The sequence below is a fragment of the Bartonella sp. MR168JLCBS genome (genome assembly GCF_042194175.1).
The window spans coordinates 1-5,257 of record NZ_JBHIMP010000031.1; the positions used below are offsets into that span (position 1 = coordinate 1).

Sequence of the window (5,257 nt, forward strand, 5' to 3'; positions counted from 1 at the left end):
ACAACCCTTTAAACTTGATCTCCAAAAAGCAAAGGAACTTTTAACAGAGGCAGGTTATCCGGATGGTTTTGAGGCCAGTATTTTTGCTGGTACTTCTCCTTATCCTTTTGCTTTGCCTATTGCTCAGTCCCTTCAAGACAATGCAAAAAAGGTTGGGGTACGTTTTAAAATTGAACGTTTTGTGGGCACGCAGTTATTTTCAAAACTATCTGCACGTACTTTTGATACGATTTTTTTCGGATGGAATAATGATTCTGCGGATCCTCATACAATGGCTTCACGCCTTATTTACAATCCTGATAATCGGCTTGAGGCTAAAAATACAGGCTATGCGAGTTGGTGCCATGGGTATTTGGACGAAACTATGAATCAAAAGGTTCAAGATGCGTTGTTTCAAAAAGATCCCAAAAAACGGGCGCAAATGTATGCTGATTTGCAACGTGAATTTATGCAGAAAGGACCTTATGCTTTTATCTATCAGACGTATCACACAATAGCGATGACACCTGATGTCAAAAAATGGGTTTGGAATAGTGCCCCACGTATTTTTTATAGTGCAATTGAAAAATAAGAAGGTATCAGGTTTATAAAATATAAAAAACATGATCATGATATATTTGATGTATTGCAAAGCTCTTTAACACTTTGCAATACGTTGAATTTTATCGGGAATGGATTACTATGTTGTGTAGAGAATTTTATTTCAGGAATTCTTATGAAAGATGTGTTTGTGTGGATGTTAAGATTGAATATTTTAACTTCTATTGATACGGCTTTCGGATGGAATAATAACTTTGGAGATCCCCATACAACGGCTCCAAGCTTTTTTTATAACTCGGATAATCGGTTTGAAATTCAAAATATAAGCTTGTTCTAGCCGGTGTTATGGGTATTTTGATGAAGCTATAAATAAAAATTTTAAAGATTGTGTTGTTTCAAAAAGTTTCACAGAAACGGGCGTAAAGAATTGAAAAATGGTAAGGTTGTTTAGTGAAAAAACAGGTATAACAAATGTGGCAGAATTTACTGTTTCCGAAATAGCAGGAGCTCTAAAGCGTGTTGTTGAAGAAAAGTTTGGTTATGTACGGGTGCGTGGGGAGATATCAGGTTACCGTGGTACTCATGCTTCGGGACATGCTTATTTTGCTTTAAAAGATGATAAGGCACGGTTGGAAGCTGTTATTTGGCGTGGAGTGATGGAAAAGCTCAAATTTCCTCCTGAAGAAGGGATGGAAGTGGTTGCTGTTGGTAAACTTACAACTTATCCAGGATCATCGAAATATCAAATTGTCATTGAGGCTCTTGAACCAACGGGGGTTGGTGCTTTGATGACACTTCTTGAAAATCGTAAGAAAAAGTTTGTGGAAGAAGGCTTATTTGATGAAGCAAAGAAAAAACCTTTGCCTTATATGCCTCGAATTATAGGCGTTGTCACATCACCAACAGGTGCTGTTATTCGTGATATTATTCATCGTATATCCGATCGTTTTCCGTTACATATTTTGGTTTGGCCTGTACGTGTTCAGGGGGAAACAAGTGGGAGAGAGGTAGCTGTTGCTGTTGAAGGTTTTAATGCTCTTGCTCTAGGAGGACTTATTCCAAAACCTGATCTTATTATTGTTGCACGAGGAGGGGGAAGTTTAGAAGATTTGTGGGGGTTTAATGATGAAGCTGTTGTTCGTGCTGTTTATGCTTCTGCTCTTCCCGTTATTTCTGCTGTTGGGCATGAAACGGACTGGACTTTGATTGATTATGTCGCTGATTGGCGTGCTCCAACTCCTACAGGAGCTGCAGAAAAGGCTGTTCCCGTTAAGCTTGATCTTGAAGTGTGTGTTGCGTCTCTTGGGGCACGTTTGCGCAAGGGACTTGTACGTTCTTTTGATTTTCATCAACAAAAGTTGCGTGCAGCCAGACGTGGTCTTCCCACTGTCGACCAACTTTTTGCTCTACCACGGCGTGGTTTTGATGAAATTTCAAATCGATTACAGCGTGCTCTTTGTGTGAGCTACGATAAAAAATGTTTTTCTTTTCATACTCTTCGTTTACGTCTTTCGCTACGTTTGTTAAATAGTGAAAAAGCACAACGCAATACAAAGGAATATACGGCGCGCCTTCATCGTGCTTTTGTGCGTAGTGTGGAAAAACAACGTGCCCAAATGGAGCTTGCATTCAGACTTTTAAAAAGCACTTCTTATCAGAATATTTTAGAGCGTGGTTTTGTTTTGGCTTTGGGGCAAGATAATAAGCCCGTTAAACGGTTGACTCAGTTTCCTGAAACAGGGCAAATAAATTTACGCTTTTTTGATGGTGATATCAGTGTTGCAATACAAGAACCTATTTTTTCTAAACGTTCAAAACACAAGCAGATAAAGCCGCCAAACGATGATCAAGGAACTCTCTTTTAATACGGTTAATGCCATGCTTGCGGAAGGTCTTCTTAAGGGAGTGGATGGAAAAGTTCGTTGCGCATGGGCTGGAACGGATCCACTTTATTGTGCTTATCATGATAACGAATGGGGAAAACCTGTTTTTGAGGATATCTGTTTGTTTGAAAAAATTTGTCTTGAAGGTTTCCAAGCGGGGCTTTCTTGGTTTACAATTTTAAAAAAACGCTCTTTTTTTCGCATTGCATTTGATCACTTTGACTTTGAAAAGATTGCTCATTATGATGAGCTAAAGGTGCAAATGTTAATGCAGAATAAAGACATTGTTCGCCATCAAAGAAAAATTCAATCAGTGCTTAATAATGCACTTAGAGCACAGGAAATTATAACAGAGTGGGGGAGCTTGTCCCGCTATTTTTGGTCTTTTCAGCCACCACAATCAGAGCGTTATGAAAAGATAGACTTTCAAACACTGTCGGCTCATCCTACAACCCCTGCTTCTCTTCGTCTTTCTCAAGACTTGAAGAAACGTGGCTGGACATTTATTGGTCCCACAATTTGTTATGCTTTTATGCAGTCCGTAGGGATTGTTAATGATCATCTTGAAGGATGTTTTTGTCGATAAATTAGCCAACGTTCTTTTGTAAGGGTAATGATCAATAGGATAATAATTGAATTGTTTAATAAATGTATAGATTATACAACTCCACTGTATAAGATAATTAAAATATATAAACTATACAATATCAACGATTTCCTACTATTGTTGGCACTCAAAACGATAAAGGTATAATTTTGAGGATGAAAAAATAGATGCAAAAAGGAGTGATACCTTAACTGTCATGTATCTGAAGTTAGATAATGGTAATGTCTTGTATGTTTTAAAGAAACATCTAGTGTATCAAAGCCCATTTTGCGACGCAGCCCATGAATGGTATAATAGTCAATCCATTGTGCACTCCATCTTCACGCTTATGACGGAGCAAATCGGCACCATCACACACTTTACGAGCGTTCAATGTTGTGCAACAGTCTTTGGCATTTGAAATGGTTCAGAAGAGGTGTTTTTATTTCTGTTAATAGACATGACCGTTATAATAAGTAATGAATATTTTATTCATGTTTATTGACGAATGCAAAGTGGTTTTTAGAGGGCGTGCTGTTGTTGCATTGTTATATTTTACTTTGGTTGTATGGTAGTTGGTTTATTTGTGTGTAGGTCGATTGTCCAATACTTACCTAGGCAATAAAAATAAAATGCAGCGATGAAAAATTAAAGTTAAATGACTCAAGCTGCTTGTGTTGGGTTTTATTATCTGATAGTTTTCTCTTATTAGAGAGTGATCTTGCCGCGTGTGCGCTCCATTTTTGGGAAGGTGATTAAGCTCAGGCAGGCTTGTATCCACTACATTGCTTAGTTGAATCTCTGTATGTTTCTGCTGGAAACAAGAGTTTTGTTGCAGTATGTTGTTTTCTGTTCTATTTTTATAGTGGTAAAGCAATGATGCGCACTAAAGTTTAGAAGGGTTCATATTCGTTATGTCTTTGGGGGGTAGTCTGATGAATTTTGTTTTTATCAATAGAGAAGTGCATTTTAGTGTGTATTCTTTTATTGCAAGCTTTATCTCTCAAAAGACAAAGCTTGGAAGGGGTGATTATTCTCATTGTTTCTTTGTTTTTGTTAACGTGTTTGGTTTTGTTGGTAAAAACGTAAAGCTTTTGACACTTGGTTTTCAAAAGATTAAGCAGATTTTTGTGGGGGGGGGTAGAGTTTTAGAAAAGATCTTTTCTTATGCCTTTCTGCTATTTTAGTGCAGTTTTGATCATGTAGTAAAGATGCACCGCATCTTGAAATTGAGTGTTTGAGGAGAATGACGATTTTTAAAGTTTGCATATTTTATTTTAAATACCGCCTAAAGGAATAGAATGGTGAATTCATAAATTTTTGCGCAATGATTTTTTTAAAAGCTTACCATTTTGGGGGCTACAAGGCTTATCGTTTTGATGATTAATGGGGCTGGTATACGGCATTATCGTATGCAAAGAAAGGTTATGAAAGAATGTGATACTGGTTAGCAAAACATATATTTCATGTTCGCTATGGTTTGATTGAGATGTAAGTCAATGAATTTATAAAGTAGATGACTCTGTATAGGCGATTAGAATGTATTTGTTCAATGTGTATAATTATAAATTTGCCATGTTATTTCAGCGTCATTAATTAATAAAAAATAAATAAAGGGAAACGTTTATGAACTCGAAGAAAACAATATTGAAAAGTAGCAGCTCTCTTGTTGCTGCTCTTGTGGCACTGGGAGTAGTTGTACAACAGGTTTCAGCAAAAACACCGGCTAATACTCTTGTGATGGCTTGGAATCTTGATGCAATCAGTACATTTGATCCTGCCCAAAGCAATGATGTTTATGCAAGTGAAATTATTGGAAATGTTTGTGATAATTTGGTCAGTACTGCGACAGATGATCCAACAAAAATAGTTCCGTCTTTAGCAACTCATTGGGATGTTTCAGGTGATGATCACAGTACGGTGATTACCTTTCATTTGCGTGATGGTTTAAAGTTTAACGATGGTAGATCAGCCAATGCCAATGATCTTGTTTGGGGTATGAAGCGGATTGTCAAATTGCAGATGGCTAATGCAGCAATTTTTAATGAATATGGAATTACAGAACAAAATGTTAATGATGCTTTGCAAGCTGTTGATGAGAAAACAGTGGTGATGAAATTTGATAAGCCTTATCCAGCAGAGCTCATTCTGAATAATGTTGTTGCGAGTCGTGCAACAGCTTTGCTTGATCGTAAGACGATCATGAAACACGAAAAAAATGGTGATTTGGGAAATCAGTATTTGAAAA

General features: G+C 37.2%; 4 protein-coding genes. All 4 read left to right on the forward strand.

Translation table 11 applies throughout. The features are described 5' to 3' along the window. Positions 1 to 571, forward strand: a 571-nt coding sequence (locus ACFIK8_RS08715) for an ABC transporter substrate-binding protein (RefSeq protein WP_375636742.1), incomplete at its 5' end; no start/stop codon positions are given. Positions 572 to 974: 403 nt separating this feature from the next. After that, positions 975 to 2,405, forward strand: a complete 1,431-nt coding sequence (gene xseA, locus ACFIK8_RS08720; protein WP_375636740.1) for an exodeoxyribonuclease VII large subunit — start codon at positions 975 to 977, stop codon at positions 2,403 to 2,405. Beyond that, complete coding sequence (locus ACFIK8_RS08725; RefSeq protein WP_375636738.1) at positions 2,383 to 3,009, forward strand: DNA-3-methyladenine glycosylase I; 627 nt, start codon at positions 2,383 to 2,385, stop codon at positions 3,007 to 3,009. The genes xseA and ACFIK8_RS08725 overlap by 23 nt, the downstream gene beginning before the upstream one ends. Before the next feature lie 1,626 nt (positions 3,010 to 4,635). Continuing rightward, the coding region (locus tag ACFIK8_RS08730; RefSeq protein ID WP_375636736.1) for an ABC transporter substrate-binding protein at positions 4,636 to 5,257 on the forward strand (622 nt) is incomplete at its 3' end.

Bases quoted from the DNA above. Each gene is read 5' to 3' on its own strand.
- xseA (WP_375636740.1), top strand. From the start codon at position 975: ATGGTAAGGTTGTTTAGTGAAAAAACAGGTATAACAAATGTGGCAGAA.
- ACFIK8_RS08725 (WP_375636738.1), top strand. From the start codon at position 2,383: ATGATCAAGGAACTCTCTTTTAATACGGTTAATGCCATGCTTGCGGAA.